We start from the raw sequence: 25,113 nt of genomic DNA, 5'->3' as shown, positions 1-25,113 counted from the left end.
CGGGCGCTACTCCACCGCGGCGGCGGCCCCCCCGCGCCGAATGCGTACCAGGTGTGTGAGACCGGCGTGATCGCGGCTCAACGACGCGGCAGGTGGGGAGCTGAGATGGGCCCACGTGCGCTGACGGTCCATGCCGCCGTCGTCAGCCTGGCGCCCGCAGCCTCTTCAGAACCGCGTCGTGCAGCGGTCCGTTGCTGGACACCCCCGATCCGCCGTGGATGGTCTCCACACCGTCGAGGCTCGTGAAACGACCCCCGGCCTCCCGGACGATCGTGAGCAGCGGAGCGGCGTCCCAGGCGGACAGGATGGGATCGACCATCACGTCCGCCCGTCCGGTGGCCACCAGCACGTGCCCGTAGCAGTCCCCCCAGGTGCGCGTGAAGCGCGCGGCGCTCTGCAGGGCCGCCCACCCGGGACCGACCGGCCCGCTCAGGATGGTGGGGGCGTCGGTCGTGAGCACCAGCGCGTCGGAGATGGCGCCCACCCCCGAGACGTGGGCGGGGCTGCCGTTCCACCAGCAACCCAGCCCCGACCCGGCCACGACGGTCTCGTCGAGCGCGGGGAAATGGGCCACTCCCACCACGGGCTCGCCGCGCCGCTCGATGCCGATCAGCACGCCGTAGAGCGGCACGCCGTGCATGAAGGACTTCGTGCCGTCGATGGGGTCGACGATCCAGCGGACCTCCGCGTCCGGGCGGGTCTCCCCGAACTCCTCGCCCAGGATGCCGTGGCTGGGATAGCGCTGCTCGATGTCGGCCCGCAGGGTCCGCTCGGCCTCGCGGTCCGCCTCGGTCACGGGCGTGCCGTCCCCCTTGGTGTCCGCCCGCACCATCCCACCGAACCAGCGCAGCGTCACCTCGCCGGCGTGGCGGGCGAACGCTTCGGCGGCCTCCATGAGGCCGAGGACCTCCGGGTCGTGACGCATCGTCGGCACCGGATCAGCCACGCGGTCCCTCCGTTCCCCGCGATCGCCGCCGCTGGCTCTTGAACGCATACAGGTTCTGGTCGGCGGCGCGGATGATGTCGTCGATCGTGCGCATGGCGCGGTCGAACTGGCTGATGCCGTAGCTCAGCGACATCCCGTGGCGGGAGAGGTACGGATCGCGGTCGACGGCCTCCGCGATGCGCTTCGCGTGCTGCAGACCTTCGAGCGCGCCGGAGCCGGCGAGCACGGAAACGAACTCGTCGCCGCCGTAGCGCGCCACCACGTTCATGGCGCGCGCCTCGCGCAGGAGAACGCGGCCCACCTGGCGGAGCGCCTCGTCTCCGGCCACGTGCCCGCGGGTGTCGTTGAACGTCTTGAAGTTGTCCAGGTCGAAGATGACCAGCGTCAGCGCCCGGCCCCGACGCGCCGCCGCCAGCTCGCGCTGCAGGTGGATCTGCAGGTGCCGGCGGTTGGGGAGCCCCGTCAGCGGATCGGTCAGCGACAGCGCCTGCAACCGCTGGTGCAGCTGCGCGTTCTGGAGCGCCACCGACGCCTGGCTGGCCAGGCGGCGCAGCAGGTGCACTTCGTCGTTGGTGAAGGGCAGGAGGCGCTGACGGCCGGCGGTGAGCGCACCGGCGAGCCGTTCTCCCACGGTGAGCGGCATCAGGATCGCGCAGTTGACGTCCAGCCGCGCCCGCAACTCCGCCAACAGCGGATCCTCGCGGTCGGGGTCGGGCGCGCGCAGCGGAGTGGTATGGTCCCGCAGCCGTTGCAGCGCCTCGGCCGGCATCTCCCACGTGGTGCCCTCGGGCAGCGGCACCTGGCCCCCCGACGCGGCGAGGCGCGCGGAGCCGTCCTCCAGCAGCCAGAGCGCCGCGGCGTCTGCGCGCAGCAGCTCCAGCACGGCGTCCACCACCTTGGGGATCACCTCCTCCGCGTCGAGCGTGCTGGTCAGCGCCAGCCCCAGCTCCTCCATGCGCTCGGCCTCGAGCCGTCGCTGCTCCAGCTCGGAGATGTGCCGGGCGTTCTCCACCGCGACCGCCGCGATGTCGGCGATGCCCTGGAGCAGCTCGAGGTCCCCCTCGGAGTAGGCGGACGGCCGGTAGCTCTGGCAGCTCACCGCCCCGATCACCCGCCCCTTGTTGCGCAGCGGCGCCGAGATGGCCGACCGGGTGATCTCGGAGTCACGCTCGCCCAACACCAGGAGCGAATGCGCATGCACGCGGTCGTCGATGAGCGTGGGCCGGGCGGCCCGGATCACGTCGGAGTCGGAGCCGCGATAGGTGATCTCCACCCGCCGCTCCTCGCCCCGGTCCGCGTAGAAGACGACCGTGGCCAGGTCGCCGTCCTCCTGGTACAGCGAGATGTAGAAGCCCGCGGACTCCAGCACGCGCGCGGTCTCGCGGTAGATGATCCGGTACAGCTCTTCCGCGCTGAGCGTGCGCGTCAGCGTGTTGCCGATGTCCAGGAGCACCCGGTAGCGCTCCGAGAGGTCGGCCTGCTGGATCCTGGGGCGGTCGCGCGTCATCTCAGGCGGAAGGTGCAAGAGGGGTGCCCTGGGGCGCTACCGGTCGGGGTCCTCCCCGTCCTCGTGGGGGCTGGACCGCACCGAGGCGGCGGAAGTGCCGTCCGGGGCGGGCGAACCCAGGTGGCGATCGAGGTAGTTGCGCATCTCGTAGCCGATGCCGGCGACGAGCCGGGCTTCGCGACGGTCCATGCGCGCCTGCGACAGGATGGTGCGCAGGGTCCGCATCACCGACTCCGGCTTGCGGGCCTTGAAGAACTCCACGCGCTCGAGCCCCTCCCGCAGCGCGCCGTACATCTCCTCGAGTTCCTCGTGCGCGGCCGGGGCCGTGGCCCGGCGCCCGCGGGGCAGGGGCCCCTCCGCGTCGCCGGACGCCAGCATGAGCTCGTAGGCGATGATCAGCACCGCCTGGGCGAGGTTCAGGCTGCGCATGCCGGCGGTGGGGATCATCAGGGTGGACTGGCAGAGGTCGAGGTCTTCGTTGGAGAGCCCGTGGTCCTCGCGGCCGAAGACCAGCGCCACGGTGCCCTGCTGCGCCCACTCCAGCAGGGCGGGCGCGTCCTCCCGCGGGCGTCCGTAGAGCCGCGAGGCGGTGCGGCCCCGCGAGGACGTCCCCACCGTGAAGACGCACCCGGCCAGCGCGTCGGCCAGCGTGTCGAAGAAGCGAGCCCGTTCGAGCAGGTCCCCACTGCGGTGGGCGATGCCCTCGATGCGGTACGGGTCGAACTCGACCGGTCGCACGAGCCGCAGGTCGGTCAGACCGGTGTTCATCATCGCGCGCACCACGCCGCCGATGTTCACCACGTCCTGGGTCTCGACCAGGACGACCGCGATCCGATCGAGGAGGCTCATGCCCGGACGGGTTCGCCCGCGCTGCGCTCGGCGCGCGGTTGCGCCAGGCTCAGGGCCAGCGCCGCCGCGCCCGCCGCCACCACGGCGCCCAGGAAATACGGGGAGCCCACGCCCAGCCGGTCGAAGGCGATGCCGGCCCCGAGCGGGCCGGCCATGCGGGCCAGCGAGCCCGCGCTCTGCCCCAACCCCAGGGTGCCTCCCTGGATGCCCGCTCCGGCCCGTCGGCTGAGCAGCCCGAGCGCGCTCGGGACCGCGATGCCGTACCCCAGCGCCAGGAGCCCCAGCCCTCCGAGGAGCACCCCGACCGAGCCCGCGCCCCCGATCGCGACCAGGCCGGCCACGAAGGGAAGACCGGCCAGGCGCACCAGGCGGGCCTCTCCGAAGCGGGGGACCAGCCGACGCACGAGCCCGCCCTGGACGCCGGCCGAGATCAGGCCCAGGAACGCGAAGAGGTAGCCGGCGCGTCGGGCGTCGAACCCGAAGCGCTCGGCGCCGAACAGCGACAGGGTGGGCTGCAGGACGGACCAGGCCACGCTGAAGAGGAAGTAGACCCCGAGGACCGTGAGGACCTGGGGGTCCCGTCCCAGCCGGAGCAGGCGGGGGATGCCATGGCGCCGGGCCGGAGCGCCGCGGCGTTCGGGCGGGAGGGATTCCCGCAGCAGGACGAGCGCCAGGCCGGCGTTGAGCGCGCAGAGCACCGCCGCCAGGAGGCCGGGTGCGACCGGATCCACCCCCGACAGCGCGCCACCCAGAGCCGGGCCGATGGTGAAGCCCAACCCGAACGCCGCGCCGATCACCCCCAGGCCGCCAGCCCGACCTTCGGGGGGCGTCACGTCGGCGATGTAGGCTTCGGCCACCGGGATGGTCGAACCCCCGATCCCCGCCAGGATGCGGGACACGTAGAGCCAGGTCAGCGAGGGCGCGAAGGCGAACACCACGTAGGAGACCGCCGAGCCCGCCAGCCCGAGGACCAGGACGGGCTTGCGCCCGATGCGGTCCGAGAGCCGACCCCAGAACGGGGCCATGAAGAGCTGGATGAGCGAATAGACCAGGACGAGCAGCCCCACCTCGGTGCCGGTGGCGCCGAAGCGATCCGCGTAGAACGGCAGGAGGGGGAGGACGATCCCGAAGCCGACGAGATCGACGAGGACCGTGAGGAAGAGGAAGGACAGGCCGGTGCTCCGTGTTGCGCCCACGGAGCGGTCATTCCGGCTTGGAGCGGCCGTCCCCCAGCTTGCGGTCCTCTTCCCCATTCCCCCGCACCGATCCCTTGAAGTTGCGGATGCCTTCTCCGAGCCCCCGGCCGATCTCGGGGATGCGCCGGGCTCCGAACACGAGGATGAGGATCCCGAAGATCAGGATGATCTCCCAAACGCCTAGACCGAACAAATTCCCTCCTGGTCCGCCCCGCATGGCGGGGCGAGTGCGCCCGTCAGCGCATGATCTGCTTCGCGATGGTCTGGAGCTGCATGTTCGTGGTGCCTTCGTAGATCGTCCCGATCTTGGCGTCCCGGTAGTACTTCTCGACCGGGTACTCCCGCGTGAAGCCGTACCCGCCGTGGAGGTCGATGCAGGTGGAGGCCACTTCCTGGGCCACCACGGACGCCTTGAGCTTCGCCATGGCCGCCTGGGTCAGGAACGACTCCCCCGCGTCCTTCAGCCGTGCGGCGTTGTACACCAGCAGGCGCGCGGCCTCGATCTCCGTGGCCATGTCGGCCAACTGGAACTGCACCCCCTGGAAGTCCCCGATGGGCTTCCCGAACTGCTCCCGCTCCTTCACGTAGCGCAGGGTGTGGTCGAGGGCCCCCTGGGCCAGGCCCAGCATCTGGGCGCCGATCCCGATCCGGCCCTCGTTCAGGGTCTCGATGGCCACCTTGTACCCCACACCGACCTCTCCGAGCACATTGGCCGCCGGAACCCGTACGGAGTCGAAGACCAGCTCGGTGGTCGACGACGCCCGGATGCCCAGCTTGTCCTCCTTCTTCCCGACGGTGAAGCCGTCGGTTCCCCGCTCGACCACGAACGCGGTGATCCCCCGGTAGCCGGCGTCGGCGTCCACGGTGGCGAAGACCACGAACAGTCCGGCTTCGGCGCCGTTGGTGATCCAGAGCTTCTGCCCGTCCAGGATCCAGTCGTCCCCGTCCGCGTGGGCGCGGCAGCGCAGCGCGAAGGCGTCCGACCCGCTCCCGGCCTCCGAGAGGGCGTAGGCGCCCACGGTGTCCGTGGCCAGCCGCGGCAGCCAGCGGCCCTTCTGCTCCTCCGTGGCCCACCGCAGCAGGGCGTTGATGACCAGGGTGTTCTGGACGTCCACCAGCACGCCGACGGCCGGGTCCACCCGCGACAGCTCCTCCACCACCAGGACGGAGGTGAAGAACGTGGAGCCGGTCCCGCCGTGGGCCTCGGGGATCTCGATGCCCATGAGCCCCATCTCGAAGAGCTGGGGGATCAGGTCGGGGTCGAGCGCGCCCCGCTCGTCCATCCCGATGGCACGGGGCGCCAGCTCGCTCTCGGCGAACTCGCGCACGGCGTCCCGGAACATGACCTCGTCCTCGAGGAGGGAGGTCAGCGGCGGGCGCGACTGGGGGGCGACGACGGAAGACATGTCCAACGGGGTTCTCGGGTGGCGGGTGCCCCTTCCGGGCTCCTGCGGCCGGAGCCGGGCGGGGCGGGATCGATCCGAAACCTATCCCCCCGGGGTGTCGCTGAAAACGGGGGGAGCCCGGGCCCCCCGCGCCCCTCCGCCGGGGTTGACGCTTCCGGGGCCGTTCCCGTAATTCTCCGGCCCCAACCCCTGTGGAGGCGCTGAACCCCATGTCCGAGATCCCCGGCGATCTGTCCTACACCCCCGAGCACGAGTACCTCAAGGCGGCGGACGAGGCCGGCGTGTACATCGTGGGCATCACCGACTACGCCCAGGGGGAGCTCGGGGACGTGGTGTTCGTGGAGCTCCCGAGCGCCGGCGATCGCTTCGAGAAGATGGCCACCTTCGGGACCATCGAGGCCGTCAAGGCCGTGAGCGACCTGTACTGCCCGGTCGCCGGGGAGGTCGTCGAGGTCAACGGCGCCCTGGACGGCGAGCCGTCCCTGGTCAACTCGGACCCCTACGGCGAGGGCTGGATGATCAAGCTCCGCGTCGATGACGTCTCCGAGGTCGAGGGGCTGATGAGCGCGCAGGCATACGAGGCCCACCTCGAGGGCTGAGCCGCTGAGCCCCGGTGTGACGCCGCTGGACCGCCGGAACGGGCTTCCCGCCGGCGGGTTCTCTCCCGCACGATGCAGACGCCTCCCCGCCGGAGGCGCGTCCCCTCTTTCCACGACCATGATCGATGGCTGACATCCGCTTGCCGGCCGCGTTCGCCGATCGGCACGTGGGCCCGCGCAAGGCGGACCTGCAGGCCATGCTCGACGAGCTCGGACTCGAATCGCTCGAGGCGCTGATCGCCGAGACCGTTCCCGCTTCCATCCGCCTCGGGCGCGATCTCGCGCTGGACGAGGCCGTCCCGGAGTTCGAGCTCCTGCAGCGTGTGCGGGAGATCGCCGCGCAGAACCAGGTCTTCCGCTCGTACCTCGGGATGGGCTATCACGGGACCATCACGCCCGGCGTCATCCAGCGGAACATCCTGGAGAACCCGGGCTGGTACACGCAGTACACGCCCTACCAGGCGGAGATCGCCCAGGGTCGTCTGCAGGCGCTGCTCAACTTCCAGACCATGGTCATCGACCTGACCGGCCTGGAGATCGCCAACGCCTCGCTGCTGGACGAGGCCACGGCCGCTGCCGAGGCCATGTCCATGCTGCTGAACGGCGCGGGCGAGCGGACGCGCTTCTTCGTCTCCGAGCGCTGCCATCCGCAGACCATCGCGGTGGTGCGCAGCCGCGCCGAGCCGCTCGACGTCGAGGTGGTGGTGGGCGACCCCGCGGCCTTCCAGCCGGACGAGTCGTTCTTCGGCGTGCTGCTCCAGTATCCGGCCACGGACGGCGCCGTGGTGGATCCCCGCGCCCTGATCGAGGCCGCGCACGCCGTGGGTGCCAACGTGGTGGTGGCGGCCGATCTGCTGGCGCTGGCGCTCCTCACGCCTCCGGGCGAGCTGGGGGCCGACATCGCGGTGGGAAGCACACAGCGCTTCGGCGTGCCCATGGGCTACGGCGGTCCGCACGCGGCCTACCTCGCGTGCCATGACGGATTCAAGCGCCAGATCCCGGGCCGCATCATCGGGCTGTCGCGGGACGCGGACGGCAATCCGGCGCTCCGCATGGCGCTGCAGACCCGCGAGCAGCACATCCGCCGCGAGAAGGCCACGTCCAACATCTGCACCGCGCAGGTGCTGCTGGCCGTGATGGCCGGCATGTATGGCGTCTATCATGGCCCCGACGGCATCAAGCGCATCGCGCGGCGCGTGCACGCGCAGGCGCGTACGCTGGCGGCGGGTCTGGCGGCCGGCGGTCACGAGATCGTGCATGGTGGGTACTTCGACACGCTGCGCGTGCGTCCGAAGGGGCGGAGCGCCGGCGAGGTGCTGGACGCCGCGCGGGCTGCGCGCATCAACCTGCGCGACTTCGCGGACGGCACCGTGGGCATCGCGCTCGACGAGACCGTGCGGCCCCAGGACCTGGACGACCTCCTCGAGGTGTTCGGGGAGGAGCGGCGGGCCCTGGCGTTGGCCGCCAGCATCGAGGGCGATTCGCTGCCCGCGGACCTCAAGCGGACGTCGCCGTATCTCACGCATCCGGTCTTCAACACGTATCACTCCGAGACCCAGATGCTGCGGTACATCCACATGCTGGAGACGCGGGATCTCTCGCTGAATACCAGCATGATCGCGCTGGGCTCGTGCACCATGAAGCTGAACGCCACCAGCGAGATGGTGCCGGTGACGTTCCCGGAGTTCGGTGGGATGCATCCCTTCGCGCCGGTCGAGCAGGCAGGCGGCTACGCCCGCATCATCTCCGACCTGGAACGCTGGCTCACGGAGATCACCGGCTTCTCCGCCTGTTCGCTGCAGCCGAACTCGGGCGCGCAAGGCGAATACGCCGGACTGCTGGTGATCCGGGCCTACCACCTGGAGCGCGGGGACCATCACCGCCGCGTGTGTCTGATCCCCTCCTCCGCGCACGGCACCAACCCCGCCAGCGCGGTGATGGCCGGCATGGACGTGGTGGTGGTCGCCACGGACGAGAACGGCAGCATCGACGTGGCCGACCTCCGGGCCAAGGCCGAGAAGCATGCCGACCGGCTGGCCGCGCTCATGGTGACGTATCCGTCCACGCACGGCGTGTTCGAGGAGGCCATCCGCGAGGTCTGCGACATCATCCACCAGCACGGGGGGCAGGTCTACCTGGACGGCGCCAACCTGAACGCGCAGGTGGGGCTCTGCCGCCCCGGCGACTACGGCGCCGACGTCTGCCACATCAACCTGCACAAGACGTTCGCGATCCCGCACGGCGGGGGCGGTCCCGGCATGGGGCCCATCTGCGTCGCGTCCCACCTCGCGCCGTTCCTGCCGGGCCATCCGGTCGTGACGGTCGGGGGCGACAAGGCGATCGGGCCCGTCTCGGCGGCTCCGTGGGGGAGCGCCAGCATCCTGCTGATCTCGTGGGCGTACATCGCGATGCTCGGGCGCACCGGCGTGCGCTCCGCCACGGAGCACGCCATCCTGAACGCCAACTACATGGCCGCTCGCCTCGGCAAGCATTTCGAGGTGCTCTACCGCGGCGCGCACGGACGGGTGGCGCACGAGTTCATCCTCGACCTGCGCCCCTTCCGCAAGACCAGTGGCGTGACGGACGAGGACGTGGCCAAGCGGCTCATCGACTACGGCTTCCACGCGCCCACCATGTCCTTCCCGGTGGCGGGCACCATCATGGTGGAGCCGACCGAGAGCGAGCCGAAGGCGGAGCTGGACCGGTTCTGCGACGCCCTGGTCTCCATCAAGGCGGAGATCGAGCAGATCGAGATGGGCCTGTCCGACCGCCAGGACAACCCGCTCAAGAACGCGCCCCACACGGCCGCAGCCGTCACGGCGGACGAGTGGACCCACGCGTACGGCCGCGAGAAGGCGGCCTGGCCCGCACCGTGGGTGCGGGAGAACAAGTTCTGGCCCGCGGTACGCCGGATCGACAATGCGTTCGGTGACCGCAACCTGGTGTGCGCCTGCCCGCCGATGGAGGCCTACCAGGACATCAGCGGCTGAGCCGGAGGCCCGGAAGGACCCCGCGCGGGTCCCTCCGGGTCCAACGACCCCTGCAGCAGGAGGCGGCCATGGCCACGCTCCACTATCACGGGCACTCGACGGTGTCCATCCGCACGGACGACGGCACCCGGATCGTGATCGATCCGTTCTTCACCGGGAACCCGCGGGCCGACGTGGCCGTCGACGACGTCGAGGCCGACTGGGTCCTGTGCACCCACGGCCACGGCGACCACTTCGGGGACGCGCTGCCGCTCGTGCGGCGCACGGGCGCCACGCTGGTCTCCTCCCACGAGATCGTGCAGTACGCCGCCACGCAGGGCGTGGACAACGCCCACGGGATGGGGATCGGCGGGGGTCACGACTTCCCGTTCGGCCGCGTGCAGATGACGGTGGCCGCGCACGGCGGCCTCATCGAGGGGGCCGACGGCCCCTGGAGCTGCACGCCCGGCGGGTTCCTGCTGCACGTCGACGGACGCCGCGTCTATCACGCGGGCGACACGGCGCTGATCATGGACATGCAGCTGCTCGCCGGCCGCGTGGACGTGGCCCTGCTGCCCATCGGGGACAACTACACCATGGGCCCCGAGGACGCCGTGCGCGCCATCGACATGATCGGCCCCGAGGTGGTGATCCCCATCCACTACGACACCATGCCGGTCATCGAGCAGGACGCCCACGCCTTCGCGCGAGCGGTGGGTTCGCGCGCCCGGGTCGTGGTCCTGGAGCCCGGTGGAGAGCACCCGCTCTGAGGTGGCCCTCGCCGAGGCTCGCGCGCGCCTCGGTGACCTGGCGTGGGGGCTCCTGGACGACGGGGACCGACCCGGCGCCGAGAACATGGCCCTCGACCATGCCCTGGCGGCCACCCTGCCCGAGGGGACCGCGGTCCTCCGGCTCTATGGGTGGGCCCGGCCCACCGTGTCCTTCGGCCGTCACGAGCCGGCGCGGGAGCGCTACCGCCCGCTGCCCGACACCGACCACGTACGCCGGCCCACGGGAGGCCGGGCCGTCCTGCACCGGGCCGACCTGACGTACGCGGTGGTGTTCCCGGCGGCGACCGGTCTGCGGGCCGCGTACCGGCTGGTGCACGCCGCGCTGGGCGCCGGTCTGGCCAGGCTCGGGCTGGACGTCACCCTGGCGGCCGATCGGGACGTGGCCTCGCCACGGAGCCCGGGCGCCTGTTTCGCGCGTCCCGCGGGCGGGGAGCTGACCACGGGGGGCAGAAAGGTCCTGGGAAGCGCCCAGGCCCGCATCGGCCGGACCATCCTCCAGCACGGCTCGCTCCTGCTGGTGGACGACCAGAGCGCGCTGGCCGCCGCCGCGCTCGGGCCGGTCCCAGCGGTGGAGGCCACGACGCTGGAGCGGGTGCTGGGCCGAGCCCCGGATCCCGCGTCCCTGCGCCGTGCGTTGGTGGAGGGGGTGCAGGAGACCCTGGGGGTGCGGCTGCGGCCCGCCGAGGGCGCGGCCGCCTTCGAGGCCGCCCGGTCCCTCCGCGCGCGCTACGCCTCGGCGGCGTGGACCTGGGATGGCGTGGACGGGCTGGCCCGGACCTTGTAACCCCCCGCGCGACGGAACGGAGGATCCCTGGTCCCACGCACCCGAGCCCCAGACCTGCCCATGACGCTCCGCCCCTCCACTCGCTGCGCGCTCGCGCTGGCGGTGGCCGCCTGTGGCGGCTCCGAGACCCCTTCAGGGGCCGTCGCCGCCGACGGGTTCTGCGAGGCTGCGCTGCAGGCGGTGGACGAGCACTTCGCCGGCCTGCAGGCGGAAGCGGGCGGCGGGACGCTGGTGGGTGCGGGCGTGGCCGACCTCGATGGGGGGATGAACCCGCTGGCCACCACGCTGGTCGCCTCCATCCAGCATCAGCTCCACGTCAACCTGATGAGCCTGGTGCGTCTGGACGCGAACCTGGCGCCCGTCCCCTACCTGGCCGAGTCGTGGAGCCTCTCCGAGGACGGAACGCTCCTGGAGTTCCGTCTCCGCGACGATGTCGCCTGGCATGACGGCACGCCCACGCGCGCGGCCGATGTGGCCTTCACGTTCGAGCGCGCGCGCGACCCGGAGACGGGCTACGCGAATCCGGCCTACTTCCGCTGGTACGAGAACGTCGAAGTGGTCGACGACCGTACCGTCCGCTTCCGGGTGCAGCCTCACGCCCAGATGCTGGAGACCTGGGCCGTGGTCCCCATCCTGCCGGCCCACCTGCTGGAACCCGTGCCGCCCGCGGAGCTGGCCACGCACCCCTTCAACACCCGCTGCCCGGTGGGCAACGGTCCGTTCCGCTTCCTGGAGCATCGCGAGGGCGATCGCTGGATCTTCGCGCGCAATCCGGCGTTCCCCGACGCGATCGGAGGCCCGCCGCAGGTGGCGCGCTATGTCTTCCGCGTCATCCCGGAGCAGACCACGCTCCTCACCGAGTTGCTGACCGGCGCGGTGCACGTCTACTTCGACGTGCGTCCCGACCAGGCCGCGACCATCGCCGCCTCGCAGGCGGCGCGCGTGTTGCGCGCCGGCTCCCGGGAGTTCGCCTTCATCGCCTGGAACGCGCGCCGCGCGCCGTTCGGGGACGCGGCGCTGCGCCGGGCCCTGACCCAGGCGATCGATCGCGGTGCGATCGTCACCGAGCTCCTGGGTGGCTACGGCTCGGTGGCGGAGACCAGCGTGCCCCCGTTCCACTGGGCCTTCGACCCCTCCGTGGGTGGGGCCGTGGCGCACGATCCCACCGCCGCCGCCGCCGCGCTGGCCGCGCTGGGTTGGGAGGATCGTGACGGCGACGGCGTGCGCGAGGATGCATCCGGAGCCGAGCTGACGATCGAGCTCCTGTACAACCAGGAGAACCAACTGCGGGCCACGATCGCGCAGATCGTGCAGGCGGACCTGGCGGCCGTCGGCGTGGCCGCGCGCCCGCAGGGTCTGGAGATGGCCACGGTGCTGGCGCGCGTCACGGACCCGGAGCGCCGCGAGTTCGACGCGTTGCTCCTCGCCTACGAGACGGACTTCCGCATCGACGACGCGGACCTCTTCCACTCCGGGCGACGGGGCGGCGGCCTGGCGCTGGCCGGCACGGCCAACCCGGACCTGGATGCGATCCTCGACCGACTCCCGCTCGTGCCGGACCGCGACGAAGCGGTGGCGGAGTGGGCCCGGTATCAGCAAGCCCTCGTCGCGGAGCAGCCCTTCACGTATCTCTATTTCCCGGACGTGCTCACGGGAGTGAGCCGACGCCTCCGCAACGTGGAGATCGACGAGCGTGGCGCCTGGCGCACCATCCAGCAGTGGAGCCTGGAGCCGGGGCCCGACGCCGCCGCCGGTCAGGACTGACGCGACCCCGCGGGTCGCGGTGACGGTCGGCGCGTGACGCGTTGGCTTCTCCGCCGCGTGGCCGGCGCGGTCCCTCTCCTCTTCGGGGTCGTCACGCTGGTGTTCTTCGCCGCGGAGGCGATGCCGGGAGATGCGCTCGACACGCCCGGCTTCTACACGTTGGACGCTGCGGCCCAGGAGCGCCTGCGCGCCACCTTCGGGCTCGATCAGCCGCTGCCGGTGCGCTACGTGCGCTGGCTGGGGGCCACCGTCCGGGGTGACTTCGGCGTCTCCTACGCGCGCCGCCGGCCGGTGGCCGAGATCCTCTCCGAGCTGCTCCCCAACACGCTGCTCCTGACCGGTAGCGCACTCGCGCTGGGCTTCCTCCTGGGAACGATGGTGGGTGTGTGGCAGGCGCGGCGCCGCGGATCGCCGACCGACCACGCCGTGTCGTTCGTGACGCTCCTCGTCTACTCGATGCCCACCTTCTGGGTGGCGCTGCTCGCCGTTCTGGTGTTCGCCTACGGCGCATCGGCGTGGGGGTGGCCGCTCCGCTTCCCTGCGAGCGGGATCCTCGCCGTGGACCACGACCAGATGGCGTGGACGGCCCGCGTGATGGATCGGCTGCGGCACCTGGCGCTGCCGGTCGCGTCGCTCACCGTTGTGCTCGCCGCGGGCGTCGCCCGCTATGCGCGCAGCAGCGTGGCCGACGAGCTGGCACAGGAGTACGTGCGGGCCGCCCGCGCCCGCGGGCTGGCGGAGCGCGCGGTCGTCTGGCGTCACGCGCTGGCCAACGCCCTGTTGCCGTTGATCACGTTGCTCGGGTTGTACCTGCCGTTGCTGCTGTCGGGCGCCGTGTTCGTCGAGACGGTCTTCGCGTGGCCCGGGCTCGGGGGGCTCATGGTCTCCGCGATCGGCGCGCGCGACACCCCTGTTCTCATGGCGTGCGCCGTCCTGTTCGCCACGCTGGTGGTGGCGGGCAACCTCCTGGCCGACGTGCTCTACGGGATCGTGGACCCGAGGGTGCGCCATGGCTGAGGCGCGGGTGCTCCGGCACGCGACGATCGGCCCGGCGACCCGTGCGCGACACCCGGGCGCCGGTGCTCTGCGCGCCGGCCTGGTGTTGCTCGGCGTGCTGGTCGTCGCGGCCGTGCTCGCGCCGTGGATCGCGCCGCACGACCCGCTCGCGCCGCCTGCGTTGTCCGTGCGTCTCGAAGCGCCCTCGGCCGTACACCCGCTGGGGACCGACGGGCTCGGTCGGGACCTTCTCTCGCGCATCCTCTACGGCGGGCGCACCTCCATCGCCGTGGGCGTCTTCGCGATGGCGCTGGCGCTCGCCGCCGGGACGTTGCTCGGCGGCGTGGCCGGCTACCTGGGCGGCTGGTGGGACGCGCTCCTCGCGCGCGTCGTGGACGTGGTGTTGGCCGTGCCCCGCCTGGTGCTCCTGATCGTGATCGTGGGGGTGCTCGGCGCCCCGTCGTTCGCGGCGGTGGTAGGGGTGCTCGCCTTCACGCAGTGGCCACAGGTCGCGCGCCTCGTCCGGGGGCAGGTCATCGCCTTGAAGGAGCGTCCGTTCGTGGAGGGCGCGCGGGCGGCCGGGGTCACGGATGCGGGTATCCTGCTCAGACACATCCTGCCGAATGCGCTCGGTCCCCTGCTGGTCGCGGCGACCCTGGGCGTCGGAGACACGATCGCCCTCGAGGCGGGTCTCTCCTTCCTCGGTCTCGGCGTCCAGCCCCCGCTCCCGTCCTGGGGCGCCATGGTCGCGGACGGTCGCGACCACCTCTACACGGCGTGGTGGATCTCCACCTTCGCCGGGCTCGCGATCGCGGCCACGGTCATCGCCTTCAACCTGGTCGGGGCCGGCCTGGAACGGGCGCTGGACCCTCGCCGTTCCGCGCCCTGAGCCGGGTCGGCGTGGGGGGCCGCCCGGGATCCGGAGCAGCGCCGGTCCGCCTCCGGGGGGCATCCGAAAGCGCCCCTTTTCGGCCCGCGTTCGGTTCTTGACAGCCCCGGCAGGGGGCTTCATGTTGGCCCCCTTCGCTTTTTTCCAGCCCCCTCCAACGGGGGGCGAGACAAACTGATTACCTGAACCCCTTTGGTGAGGGAGGTCCTCTTGGGCGGGATGATTCGACTCCACGGAATTCTGGCACAGATCCCCGGCGTGGATCAGCCGGACATGACCTTCACCGAGAACCTGGCCTTCATCTGGGCGAACCTGGGGTTCATGGGCTGGCCACTGGCCATCTGCCTCGTCGCGGGCATCATCATCATCATCTGGAAGTTCTTCAGCCTGATGACGAAGGCGGCCGGCACCCGCAAGGTGCTCCGTGAGGTGGACGAGCTCCTCGCGCAGCACCGGGTGAAGGAGGCGCTGGAGGTCTGCCGCAACTCCGACTCGCCGGCCGGGAAGATCCTCTTCGCGGGCCTGGAGCGGCACGAGGACGGGTCCGAGCGCGTCATGAAGGCGATCGAGAACCAGGGCCTGATCGAGCTCTCCAAGCTCGAGAGCGGGCTGGTGTGGCTGGCCACCCTGACCAACGTGGCCCCGCTGCTGGGCTTCCTGGGCACCGTGGTCGGCATGATCGTGGCCTTCCAGTCCATCGAGGCGGCCGGTGAGGTCGAGGCCACCCTGGTGGCCGGCGGCATCAAGATCGCCCTGCTGACGACCGCGGCCGGGCTGGTCATCGCCATCCCGGTGAGCATCGCCCACAACTTCTTCGTCGCCCGGATCGACAGCCTCGTGCTGGACATGGAGGAGTCGGCGCAGAAGATGGTGGACGCGCTCGCGGCCATGGAGGCGTAGCGCGCCTGCTCCCGGGAGCGCGCTCCCGGGTGTGACGAGGAGGGGGCCACCGGACCGGTGGCCCCCTTTTTGTACGCTACGGAGAGGGACGACCCGCGCCCGCAAGGAGACGTGGGATCCGGCCCGCGTCGGCGCGGTACGAGACGGGTACGGCTCCCGGCGGCGCGGGTGCGGACAGCGGCTCTCCCGCGCCCCTTTCGGCCCGGGAACATCTGTTTAGATTGGGCCCCGCCATGACCATCACCACAGGCCTCTTCGCGCAGCTCGCGAGCGTCGCCCTCCTGGCGTCGACGTCCGCCGATACGACCACCTGGTCGTCGGATCTGGCCGTGGGTCGCTACTGGCATGCCGCGTCCGCGTTCGAGGCCAGCGCGGCGGGCGCCGCGCTCGCCCCGGGCGACCAGCTCGCGCTCGCTCGCGCCGAGGCGGGGTGGGGGAACTGGGGATCGGTGGTCGACCACCTCGAGGGCCAGGACTGGCTGGACCGCTTCGAGGGCGGAGAAGGCCGCTTCCTCCTGGCCCGCGCGCTCGAGGAGCGGCGCCGACCGGCCGAAGCCGCGGAGGCCTACCTGCGCTTCGCCTCCACGGCCAGCCTGGGGGACCTCCGGATCGAGGTGGCCCGGATCCGGGCGGCGCGCATCCTCGCCGATGCCGGGGACGCCCCTCGGGTGCTCTCCGTGCTGGACGACCTCACCGACGCCCGGGACGGCCTCGCGAGCTGGACCGCGCTCGAGCTGGCCCGCAGCCGCTCGGCGGCGGGCGACGTGACCACCGTGCAGGCGCTGCTGCCGCGCATCGTCTACCGACCGGCGACGGCCCGCTCCTGGGACCTGTTGGCGCGCGCCTACCTGGACAACGACGACGACGCCGGCGCGCTGCGCGCCTACGAGCAGACGCTGACCGACCTGGACGGCGCCGGCCAGCGCGCCGCCGTGTGGGCGCGCGTGGGAGACCTGCGGGCGCAGCTGGACGACACGGCGGGCGCCCGCGATGCCTACCTCAACACGCTGGAGCTGCGCTCGGACGGGGACGACGCCGTACGGGCCAGCATCGGGCTGGTGCGGCTGGGTGTGACCACGGACGCCTTCGCGCTGCAGGTTGCGCGTACGTTGCGTAGCGCCGACCGCTTCAGCGAGTCCCTCCTGGCCTACGACCGTCATCTCGAGCTGACCGGTGCCGACCGTGAAGGCGCGCAGGCCCGTCTGGAACGCGCGCAGGTGATGGCGCGGCTGCGCAAGGATGCCGACGCCGCGCGGGTCTTGGAGACGCTGGTCGGCGACGCCACGCGGGGCGGGGACGCGCTGGCCGAGCTCATCCGGATCCGCAAGCGTCAGGGACGCAGCGGAGACGTCGGGCGCCTGGAGCAGGAGATCGTGGACCGCTTCCCCGCCCACACCACGGCCGTGGAGGTGATGTTCCTGCGGGCGGACGCGGCGCACGACGACGCGGATATGCCGCGGGCCATCGAGCTGTACGAGCGGACCGTGGCCATGAATCCCACGGCCGAGCGGGCGGAGCTGGCGCGGATGCGGCTCGGCCAGATCCACATCACGCGTGGAGACCTCCCCTCGGCCCTGGCGGTCTTCGAACGCTATCTGAGCGAGGTGCCGTCGGGCTCCAGCGTGGACGAGGCCGCCTACTGGGCTGCCTGGACGGCCCTGCAGATGGGCGAGCGCCAGCAGGCCGCCCACCACGTGGAGCAGGTGCTCGACCTCTCGCCGCTGTCGTACTACGCGGTGCAGACGGCCGGTCTCCTGGACATGCCCTATCGCATCCCGCTCTCCGACCGGACGCCGGCCATGACGCCTGCCTGGGTCGCGGAGGGGCTCACCCACCTGGATCTCCTGCGGCAGGCCGGTCTGCTCTACACGGAGCGTGCGACCATGGAAGCGCTCGTGGACCGGGCGCGCACCAACGACGACTTCCTCCTGCAGGTGGCCAAGGGCCTGCACCTGCGGGACTGGAACTGGACGGCGCTCGACCTGGGCTGGGAGGTCCGCCGCCGCGGCCGTCCCTGGGACCGGCTGCTCCTGGAGGTCATCTATCCGTTTCCCCACCGCGAGATCGTGATGCGGGAGGCGGAGGAGTTCGGCGTGGATCCCTACCTGATCGCGGGGTTGATCCGGCAGGAGTCCGCCTTCTGGGCCAACGCGCGGTCCGCGGCCAACGCGCGCGGGCTGATGCAGGTCCTGCCCGAGACGGGGCGGAGCCTCGCCCGCAACGTCGGCCCCACCCAGTTCGGCCCCGAGACCCTCTACCAGCCGGACGTGAACCTCCATCTGGGCACCGCCTACCTGCGGGACATGCTGCGCCGATACGACGGACAGCTTCCGCTGGTCCTGTCCGCCTACAACGCGGGGCCCAGCCGCGCCAACCGGTGGCGCGCCTTCCCGGAGGCGTCCGATCCGGTCCGCTTCACGGAGCGGATCCCCTTCCGGGAGACCCGGGGGTACGTCAAGAACGTGACCCGCAACCGGGCCATCTACGCCTTCCTCTACGGCGACTTCGCCGACTGAACCCCGGCCGGCCAGCCGGCCGGTCGGTTCCTTGCCCGCCCCCGGTCACCCCCCCTACGTTGGGCGGACGTTCTCGGGTTTACTTCGCGGGAGGAAACACCATGCCCAGAGGGACGGTGAAGTGGTTCAATGATGCCAAGGGGTACGGGTTCATCCGGCAGCCCTCTGGCGAGGAAATCTTCGTCCACTTCACCGCGATCGTCGGCGAGGGCTTCCGGACCCTGGCAGAGGGGGAAGAAGTCGAGTACGAGATCCGTGAGACCGATCGCGGTCTCCAGGCGGCCAACGTCGTACGCGCCTGAGCGGACTCGGTAGCGGCGCTCCTCGCCGAGCGCAGCGAGACGTCGCGCCCCGCCCCACGGCGGGGCGCTCGTGCTTTCGGGGGCGGTGACCGCTCCTCCTCCCGCATCCCTTCCTTCGCGCCGAGCAGGGCCAGGAGACTTCCGTGCAGGTTCCGGAGAAGACCGCGCCGCGGCTCTTCCTGATCGACGGCTATGCCCTCATCTATCGCTCGTACTTCGCGTTCATCCAGCGACCGCTGACGAACTCGCGCGGCGAGAACACGTCGGCGGCCTGGGGCGTGGCGAACTTCATCGTCAAGATCCGCGAGGATCTGGCGCCGGACTACCTGGCCGTGGTGTTCGACGCCGGCCGCAGCGCCCGCGAGGTGGAGTATCCGGAGTACAAGGCCACGCGCGAGAAGATGCCCGACGATCTGGCGGCATCGATCGCCGGCATCCGTGAGCTGGTCGAAGCCTACGGGTGCCCCGTGCTCGAGGTGGAGGGCTTCGAAGCGGACGACGTGATCGGCACCCTGGCCCGACGTGGCGAGGAGGCCGGGCTGGAGGTGGTGCTGGTCTCCGGCGACAAGGACTTCTACCAGATGATCGGGCCGCGCATCCACCTGCTGAACCCCGGGCGGGGCGGCTCGAGTGGCGTGGCCGCGGAATGGGTGGACGAATCCAACGCGTCCGACAAGTTCGGCGTCCGTCCCGACCAGGTGGCCGACTACCTGGCGCTGGTGGGCGACAGCTCCGACAACGTCCCCGGTGCGCGCGGCATCGGGCCCAAGACGGCCCAGGCGTTGCTCGAGCGTTGGGGTGACCTGGACGGGATGTACGCCCACCTGGACGCCGTCGAGCCCGCCCGGGCGCGGGGTGCGCTGTCGGAGCACGAGCAGGATGTGCGTCTTTCCCGCCGTCTCGTGACCATCCAGACCGATGCCCCGATCGAGCTGGATCTCGAGCGCCTGCGGGAGTGCGATCCCGAGTGGGACCGCCTGCGCGATCTGCTCATCGCGTACGAGTTCCGCACGCTGATCGAGAAGCTCCCGTTGGCTGCCTCCACCTCGGTGGCCGGAGAGGAACGGCCCCGCCTGCGTGTCGCCGGCCCCGACGACCTGGACGCGTTGGCCGATGCGCTCGAGCGGGCGGGCGCGTTCGAGCTCCAGACGTGGTCGACGCGGGACAAGCCGGTCGAGGGGAGTCTGGTGGGGGTGGCGCTCCTGCCCGACGGTGGCGACGAGCTGTGGTACCTCCCGCTCGGCCACCGCGCACCCGGAGGCCTCTCCCTGGGCATCGACGCCGTGGACGAGCCTGAGAACCTCCCGGCGCTGGACAGCCCTCCGTGCGCGCGTCTCCGCGCCGTCCTCGAAGCTCCCGCGTCACGCGTGGGCGCCCACGACGCCAAGGACGCGCTCGTGGCGTTGGAAGGGGCGGGCATCGCATTGGCTGGGCTCGACTTCGATGCCATGGTCGCGTCGTACGTCCTCGACCCGTCGCGTCGCACCCACGACCTGGATGCGCTGGCGTTGGACCTCCTCGGAGAGACCCTGCCGACGCGCAAGAGCCTGGTCGGGACCGGCAAGTCGGAGGTGCCTCTCGAAGAGGTGCCGGTCGCGGGCGTGGCGGAGCTTGCCGCCGCCCGCACGTGGACGTCGGCCGTGCTGCATCGCCAACTGCGGAAGGGTCTGGAGGACCAGCAGCTCCTGCAGCTCTTCGACGAGCTGGAGATGCCGCTCGTGCCCATCCTGGCGGAGATGGAGAGCACCGGGATCAAGCTGGACGAAGGATTCTTCCGTGAGATGAGCGTCCGGTTGGCGCGGGAGCTGCGCCAGCTCCAGGACGAGCTGTTCAAGATCGCCGGCGCCGAGTTCAACCTGAACTCGACGCCGCAGCTGCGTGAGGTGCTCTTCGATCGGCTGGGCCTCCCCGTCATCAAGCGGACGAAGACCGGTCCCTCCACCGACTCCGATGTCCTGGAGGAGCTGGCCGCGGCGGGGCACGCATTCCCGCTGCAGCTCCTGGAGTACCGCCAGCTGGAGAAGCTGCGCAGCACGTACGTGGATGCCTTCCCCCGCCTGATCAATCCGCGAACGAAACGCCTGCACACGCGCTTCAATCAGGCCGTGGCCGCCACCGGACGCCTCTCGTCCAGCGAGCCCAACCTGCAGAACATCCCCATCCGCACGGCGTTGGGCCGGGAGATCCGCAAGGGGTTCGTGGCCGATCCGGGCTACGTCCTGCTCGCGGTCGACTACTCGCAGATCGAGTTACGGATCCTGGCGCATTTCTCGGGGGACGACGCCTTCGTCGACGCCTTCCGCAACCGGGTGGACGTCCACCGTCAGACGGCCGCGGTGATCTTCGAGGTGCCGATCGCCGACGTGAGCGCCGAGATGCGCGCGCAGGCCAAGACCATCAACTTCGCCACGCTCTACGGCCAGGGGGACTTCTCGCTGGCGCGACAGCTCGGGATCGAGCGCACGGCGGCGCGGGCCTTCATCGACGCGTACTTCGAGCGCTTCAGTGGCGTGCGCTCCTTCCTCGACGAGCAGATCGACTTCGCGAAGCGGCATGGCTATGTCGAGACGCTGGCGGGTCGGCGACGCTACGTGCCGGAGTTGCAGTCGAGCAACTGGAACATCCGCCAGTTCGGAGAGCGGGTGGCGCAGAACACACCCATCCAGGGCACGGCTGCCGACCTCATCAAGAAGGCGATGATCGACGTGCACGATCGACTGCACCGGTCCGGTGGAGGTGCGCGCATGCTGCTCCAGGTGCACGACGAGCTGTTGCTCGAGGTGCCGGAGGCGGAGCTCGACGAGACCCGCACCGCGGTGGTCGAAGCGATGGAGGGGGCGATGGAGCTCGCCGTTCCGCTCGTCGCCGAGGCCGGCACCGGGCCCACCTGGTACGACTGCAAGGCGGACTGACCGCCGCGCGGGACGCGCGGGCGGCTTCCATCCGCGCGCCGCGCGCCGCGGACCCGTGACGCCTGCGTGCGTCCGGCGCACGGCTCCATCCCCAGGCCCAGCCACGGCGGCGAGGATTCGTCCCCGCCGCCCGCGCCGGCGGTCCCACTCGCTTCGTCGGAGGCCGGGCTCCGGCGGCCGGAGGTACGCATGAGCCGCTCGGTCAACAAGGTCATCCTGGTGGGCAACGTGGGGAGGGATCCGGACATCCAGGTCACGCGCAGCGGGACCAAGGTCGCCCACCTGTCGCTCGCCACCAATCGCCGCCACACGGGGGAGGAGGAGGAGCGCACGGAGTGGCACCGGCTGACCCTCTGGAATCGGCTCGCGGAGGTGACGCAGGAGCACGTCCACCGGGGGGACCGCATCTACGTGGAGGGCCGGCTCGAGTACGACTCCTACGAGCGCGAGGGGGTGCGCATCCCCACGGTGGACGTGATGGTGCGCGAGCTGGTGCTGTTGTCACGGCGGGAGGACGGGGGCGAGGGCGAGCCGGACGAGGAGGCCTGACGACGCCCCCGGCCCGGCGGACCGGACCGCGGTGGCCGGTCTCCGGCCGCCGGGCCGGTCGGTCGGCGCCGTTCCCAGCCCGGGCGCGCCGCGTCCATCCCCGGATGCCCGCGCGGGGTCGTGTCGCGGCGGACTACAGCCAGGGATGGAAGCGGCGCTGGACGCCCACCTCCAGGGCCCAGCTACCGCCGTTCAGACCGCGCGAGAGGTCGATGCGCAGGAGGTCCCACAGGAGCTCGGCGAAGACGCCCGCCGACGCCGTGGGGACGTCCGTGGGCCCCGCCTGCCATCCGGCCGGCACCGCGTGGGAGCCGAGGGCCGTCCCGCCCAACGCGAAGGTGCCCCCCACGCGCACCCACGGGGCGCGCAGCGTGCGGGACGCCTCCGACCGGACGAGCCAGAGCCGGTCCCCCAGGAAGGACCGGTAGACGTAGCCCGGAAGGGTGCTCCGACCGCCCAGGAGGAAGAGGGACTGGGGCGGCGCCTCGGCCGAGGCCCACCCGGCCGTGCCCTCGACGCGGAGGCGGACGCCCCGCTCCACCCACTCCCGCCGGGCCTCCCCGCGCAGCAGGACGGTCCCGTACGTCGTGCCGTCCAGGCGGCCCAGCGTGACGGTGGGGTCGAGCGTGACGTCCGGACGGGGCGACCAGGCCACCCCGGTCTCGACGAGCACGGCATCGCCCTCCCGGATGGGCCGGACCGCCCGGCCCAGCCCTGCGCCCAGCGCCCCGTCCGGAGACCCCGTGGTGCTGTTGACCCACGAGCGCTGCCGCTCCCACCGCAGCGCCACCCAGGGCCGGGCGGGCGTCCCCGGCGGGGACGGCTGCCAGCGCACGGCCACTCCGGCCGCCCCGTAGGGGTCCAGCCAGTCCTGATCGGCCACGAGGCCGCCCACGGTGTTGAGGGCGCCGCTGGCGCCGGGGAGGGGACCCACGTCGCGCAGGCGGCCCAGGTAGGCGTCTGCGACGAGCCCCGGTCCGGGGGCCTCCAGGCGCAGCGTGGCCGTGGGACGCTCGCGGCCCAGGGACCACCCGCCGTGGACGCGGAGCGTGAGGGCGTCGGCCGGCTGGAGGGATGCCCCCAGCCCGACGGCGAGCCCCTCGGCGCGGTTGTAGCGCAGCACGGACGAAGCGGACGGGATCCAGAGGCGGTTGGGTGCCAGACCGCTGATGGCCTGGCGGCCGGCCAGGCGCACCGCCTGGGCCCGCACCTCCGCCAGGTCGGGCAGGGTGCCGAGGCCTTCGTCGTCCAGCTGCGCGTGCAGCGGCTGCTCGAAGTCGAACGCGCGCCGGGCGGCTTCCGGCAGTGCCGTCACGCGCGGTCCCCGGAAGAGCAGCGGATCGAGGTCGGGGTCGAACGCGTAGTTGCGGATCTCGTAGCGCCCGCGGATCACGCTCCCCGCGGGGAAATCCAGGAACGGGACCTCGCGGCGCAGCTCCACCCGCTGCTCGTAGGGGAGCCACCAGCGCTCGTCCCAGACCGAGTTGTCCAGCGAGATGCGGATGTAGTCCAGGTACTCGTCCACGTAGGACGAGGGGGTGAACGTGAAGCTCATGCGCACGATGGCCGCGTTGTCGCGCGACAGGAACAGGCTGCCCAGGAAGCCGGGCGCGTCCAGGTCCTTCGGCTTGACCTCGATCTCGTAGACGCGGATCTCGCTGCCGCCCCCGTAGCTCAACGTGATCGAATCGGCCAGATGGTAGTCGTAGACCGTTTCGGCGTCGGGTGCGACGGGATGGGTCACCGCGGCCACCTCGTCCCCGTCGCCGAGCCGGATCACGTCGGCGAACTCATCCTGCACCACGGTGAGGTGGTCCAGATGGTAGCGGATGTTGGTGGGCAGGGTCTTCTCGTCCCGCAGACCCACGATCCGCTGCCGTGTGCTGTCCGGCGCCTTCCAGTAGACCTCGAGAGCCACCTGATCCGTCTTCACCAGGACCCGCTCGTCCGTGTCCTCGCGGTCCAGGTAGAAGTAGACGAACCCACGGGCATCGGCGCGGTAGCTCTGGAACGTCGCGTCCAGGGAGGCCGCCTGACGGAGCGCGCGGGCCCGCGCCACCAGCTCCAGCGCCCGCGGCGTGTTCCACCCTTCCTGCGCACCCAGGTGCGGCGGGAGCGCCACTCCGAGGAGCAGCAGGGCGAGCGGGAGCCTGGGCATGGGCCGCGGGAACCGGAGGACGGGGATGGGGACGCCGACTGCGCGTGCCCGGACCGTAAACCCCGCTCCCCGGTGACGTTCCCCGGCCCGGTCCGCCGCCACGCGCGGGTGGCGGATCCTCGGGTCGCGGATGCTGGGGCAGGGCCCGTGGCGCTCCGGACGCGGAGCGCCGCAGGGGTGTGGAGCGTCCCCGGGCTAGGACGCCATCCAGAAGTTGGAGAGCGATTCGCCGTCGGGGCTTTCGCGGAGCTTCTCGAAGGCGCGGTTGCGGATCTGGCGGATGCGCTCGCGGGTCACGCCCAGCAGCGAGCCGATCTCCTCCAGCGTCCGCTCCTCGCCGTCGTCGAGCCCGTAGTACAGGTAGAGGATCTTCCGCTCACGCTCGGTGAGGTAGCGCTCGAACATGGTCTCCATGTAGTCGCGCCGGGCGATGGCCTCCACATCCTGCTCGATGTCCTCGGCGTCGGCACCGGCGAAGCGCTCTCCGAAGCTGGCGCTGTCGCGGTCCCCCCGGTCGATCGGCGCATCCAGCGAGAGCTCGCTGGCGGCGACGCGCCGCAGGGCCCGGATGGTGTCGATCGGCTCGCCCATCTCCTCGGCGATCTCCTGGTCGGTGGGCGTGCGGCCCAACGCCTGGGTGAGCGCCGTGTCCGTGCGGGAGAGCTTGGCGAGGTTGCTGTTCTGGTTCAGCGGGATGCGGACCGAGCGGGTCTGCTCGGCCAGGGCCTGCAGGACCGTCTGGCGGATCCACCAGACCGCGTAGCTGATGAACTTCACGCCCTTCTCGGGATCGAACTTCTTGACCGCCTTGAGCAGTCCCTCGTTCCCGATGCAGACGAGCTCGGCCAGACCCAGGCCGCGGCCCTGATACTTCTTCACGTAGGAGATGACGAAGCGGAGGTTGGCGGTGACCAGACGCTCCGCCGCCTCCTTGTCTCCGGACCGGGCGCGGCGCGCGAGCGCCCGCTCCTCCTCCGGATCCTGGATCAGGGGGTATTTCTCGACGTCCTGGAGGTACTGATCGAAGGAGTCGAGGCCACGAGACGAAGAGAACATTCGTGAGCGCACTTACCCGCGATG

The 25,113-nt window shown here is 71.5% G+C and carries 20 protein-coding genes; 12 read left to right on the top strand and 8 right to left on the bottom strand.

The annotated features are described in order from the left end of the window. Window positions 1–142 precede the first annotated feature (142 nt). Genes hisN through R3E98_12525 form a run of 6 tightly spaced genes read right to left on the bottom strand, consistent with a single transcriptional unit; the run spans window position 143 to window position 5,904 of the window. Window positions 143–946, bottom strand: coding sequence for a histidinol-phosphatase (gene hisN / locus R3E98_12550; protein MEZ4424233.1), 804 nt, complete (start codon window positions 944–946; stop codon window positions 143–145). Further along, on the bottom strand, window positions 939–2,453 hold the full coding sequence (locus R3E98_12545; GenBank protein MEZ4424232.1) for a diguanylate cyclase: 1,515 nt from the start codon (window positions 2,451–2,453) through the stop codon (window positions 939–941). The genes hisN and R3E98_12545 overlap by 8 nt, the downstream gene beginning before the upstream one ends. Before the next feature lie 36 nt (window positions 2,454–2,489). After that, entirely contained in the window at window positions 2,490–3,302 is an 813-nt protein-coding gene (locus R3E98_12540) for an RNA methyltransferase (protein MEZ4424231.1), read from the bottom strand. Continuing rightward, the gene (locus tag R3E98_12535) at window positions 3,299–4,498 is read right to left on the bottom strand and encodes an MFS transporter (GenBank protein MEZ4424230.1); all 1,200 of its coding nucleotides are present in this window, start codon (window positions 4,496–4,498) and stop codon (window positions 3,299–3,301) included. The genes R3E98_12540 and R3E98_12535 overlap by 4 nt, the downstream gene beginning before the upstream one ends. A gap of 7 nt (window positions 4,499–4,505) precedes the next feature. Continuing rightward, window positions 4,506–4,691 carry a twin-arginine translocase TatA/TatE family subunit gene (gene tatA, locus R3E98_12530; protein MEZ4424229.1) on the bottom strand — a complete coding sequence of 62 codons (186 nt, stop codon included), beginning with the start codon at window positions 4,689–4,691 and terminating at the stop codon, window positions 4,506–4,508. A 43-nt stretch (window positions 4,692–4,734) separates the two neighbouring features. Next, window positions 4,735–5,904: an acyl-CoA dehydrogenase gene (locus R3E98_12525; GenBank protein ID MEZ4424228.1), complete on the bottom strand. Its 1,170-nt coding sequence runs from the start codon at window positions 5,902–5,904 to the stop codon at window positions 4,735–4,737. Window positions 5,905–6,113: 209 nt separating this feature from the next. On the opposite strand from R3E98_12525, the gene gcvH reads away from it, so the two are divergent. The 12 genes from gcvH to ssb all read left to right on the top strand — a co-directional run bounded on the left by gcvH (window position 6,114) and on the right by ssb (window position 21,875). Beyond that, window positions 6,114–6,503 (top strand): glycine cleavage system protein GcvH, encoded by a 390-nt coding sequence (gcvH, locus tag R3E98_12520; protein MEZ4424227.1) that lies wholly within the window; start codon window positions 6,114–6,116, stop codon window positions 6,501–6,503. Between the two features lie 125 nt (window positions 6,504–6,628). Further along, the gene (gene gcvP, locus R3E98_12515; protein ID MEZ4424226.1) at window positions 6,629–9,493 is read left to right on the top strand and encodes an aminomethyl-transferring glycine dehydrogenase; all 2,865 of its coding nucleotides are present in this window, start codon (window positions 6,629–6,631) and stop codon (window positions 9,491–9,493) included. 68 nt (window positions 9,494–9,561) lie between these two features. After that, window positions 9,562–10,242 carry a metal-dependent hydrolase gene (locus R3E98_12510; GenBank protein MEZ4424225.1) on the top strand — a complete coding sequence of 227 codons (681 nt, stop codon included), beginning with the start codon at window positions 9,562–9,564 and terminating at the stop codon, window positions 10,240–10,242. Next, window positions 10,223–11,047, top strand: a complete 825-nt coding sequence (locus R3E98_12505; GenBank protein MEZ4424224.1) for a hypothetical protein — start codon at window positions 10,223–10,225, stop codon at window positions 11,045–11,047. Before R3E98_12510 ends, R3E98_12505 begins: the two co-directional genes overlap by 20 nt. 60 nt (window positions 11,048–11,107) lie before the next feature. After that, window positions 11,108–12,811 (top strand): ABC transporter substrate-binding protein, encoded by a 1,704-nt coding sequence (locus R3E98_12500; GenBank protein MEZ4424223.1) that lies wholly within the window; start codon window positions 11,108–11,110, stop codon window positions 12,809–12,811. A gap of 33 nt (window positions 12,812–12,844) precedes the next feature. Then, the gene (locus R3E98_12495; GenBank protein ID MEZ4424222.1) at window positions 12,845–13,828 is read left to right on the top strand and encodes an ABC transporter permease; all 984 of its coding nucleotides are present in this window, start codon (window positions 12,845–12,847) and stop codon (window positions 13,826–13,828) included. Next, on the top strand, window positions 13,821–14,696 hold the full coding sequence (locus R3E98_12490; GenBank protein ID MEZ4424221.1) for an ABC transporter permease: 876 nt from the start codon (window positions 13,821–13,823) through the stop codon (window positions 14,694–14,696). The genes R3E98_12495 and R3E98_12490 overlap by 8 nt, the downstream gene beginning before the upstream one ends. 273 nt (window positions 14,697–14,969) lie before the next feature. Beyond that, complete coding sequence (locus R3E98_12485) at window positions 14,970–15,596, top strand: MotA/TolQ/ExbB proton channel family protein (GenBank protein ID MEZ4424220.1); 627 nt, start codon at window positions 14,970–14,972, stop codon at window positions 15,594–15,596. A 233-nt stretch (window positions 15,597–15,829) separates the two neighbouring features. Continuing rightward, window positions 15,830–18,112, top strand: coding sequence for a transglycosylase SLT domain-containing protein (locus R3E98_12480; GenBank protein MEZ4424219.1), 2,283 nt, complete (start codon window positions 15,830–15,832; stop codon window positions 18,110–18,112). A 101-nt stretch (window positions 18,113–18,213) separates the two neighbouring features. After that, complete coding sequence (locus tag R3E98_12475; GenBank protein ID MEZ4424218.1) at window positions 18,214–18,414, top strand: cold shock domain-containing protein; 201 nt, start codon at window positions 18,214–18,216, stop codon at window positions 18,412–18,414. A gap of 143 nt (window positions 18,415–18,557) precedes the next feature. Beyond that, complete coding sequence (polA, locus tag R3E98_12470) at window positions 18,558–21,326, top strand: DNA polymerase I (GenBank protein ID MEZ4424217.1); 2,769 nt, start codon at window positions 18,558–18,560, stop codon at window positions 21,324–21,326. Window positions 21,327–21,515: 189 nt separating this feature from the next. Beyond that, on the top strand, window positions 21,516–21,875 hold the full coding sequence (ssb, locus tag R3E98_12465) for a single-stranded DNA-binding protein (protein MEZ4424216.1): 360 nt from the start codon (window positions 21,516–21,518) through the stop codon (window positions 21,873–21,875). A 133-nt stretch (window positions 21,876–22,008) separates the two neighbouring features. Here the strand turns inward: ssb and R3E98_12460 are convergent, their stop codons facing one another. Together R3E98_12460 and R3E98_12455 are read right to left on the bottom strand one after the other, a co-directional pair. After that, window positions 22,009–24,033 carry a hypothetical protein gene (locus R3E98_12460; protein ID MEZ4424215.1) on the bottom strand — a complete coding sequence of 675 codons (2,025 nt, stop codon included), beginning with the start codon at window positions 24,031–24,033 and terminating at the stop codon, window positions 22,009–22,011. A gap of 195 nt (window positions 24,034–24,228) precedes the next feature. After that, on the bottom strand, window positions 24,229–25,089 hold the full coding sequence (locus R3E98_12455) for an RNA polymerase sigma factor RpoD/SigA (GenBank protein MEZ4424214.1): 861 nt from the start codon (window positions 25,087–25,089) through the stop codon (window positions 24,229–24,231). Between the last annotated feature and the right edge of the window lie 24 nt (window positions 25,090–25,113).

It is taken from the genome of Gemmatimonadota bacterium (assembly GCA_041390125.1).
GTDB lineage: Bacteria > Gemmatimonadota > Gemmatimonadetes > Longimicrobiales > Gaopeijiaceae > JAGQIF01.
The sequence above is the reverse complement of the archived record's forward strand: the minus strand, read 5'-3'. Positions and strand labels throughout refer to the sequence as shown.